Annotated in this window: 1 protein-coding gene; it reads right to left on the bottom strand. The window is 35.6% G+C overall.

Annotated features, from left to right (window positions below):
• Positions 1 to 166: 166 nt before the first annotated feature.
• Positions 167 to 475 (bottom strand): transposase (locus B0E34_RS19175; RefSeq protein WP_087712091.1); only part of this gene is annotated, 309 nt, incomplete at its 5' end.

Below are 475 nucleotides of genomic sequence, written 5' to 3'. Positions count from 1 at the left end.
CGATCTAGTAGGTAGCTCGTCGGGCTCATAACCCGAAGGTCATCGGTTCGAGTCCGGTTCCCGCTACTATTGTAAAGAGTATTGCAGTTTTTGTGATACTCTTTTTATTTCTTTAAACTGTGATTAGTAAATGCCGGTATGGCGGATCATAGCCAAAACTTGGGGGCTATGCAAAAAGTTTAGTTAATCTGAATAGAAAGAAAGTTCTGTCTTTTACCCCTCGAAGTTGTAGTCTGAAGTTTTTAATTTTCGCATTAAAAGATTCCGCAGCAGCATTGGTGCTTCTTGCTTCAAAATAATTGAGAATATCGTTGTAATGATTTATAATGGTATTCTTTAGTGTAGAAAATGATTTAAAACCCGACTCTTCAACATCCTTAAACCAATGAGCCAACTTCAACATGGCAACGGATTTTGTTATATTTTGATTGTATATTTTTCTTAAACTATCCGATAAATGGTAGATTTTTTCTAA

The sequence above is a fragment of the Chryseobacterium mucoviscidosis genome, assembly GCF_002177115.1.
GTDB lineage: Bacteria > Bacteroidota > Bacteroidia > Flavobacteriales > Weeksellaceae > Chryseobacterium > Chryseobacterium mucoviscidosis.
This window is presented reverse-complemented; position numbering and strand designations above follow the sequence as displayed.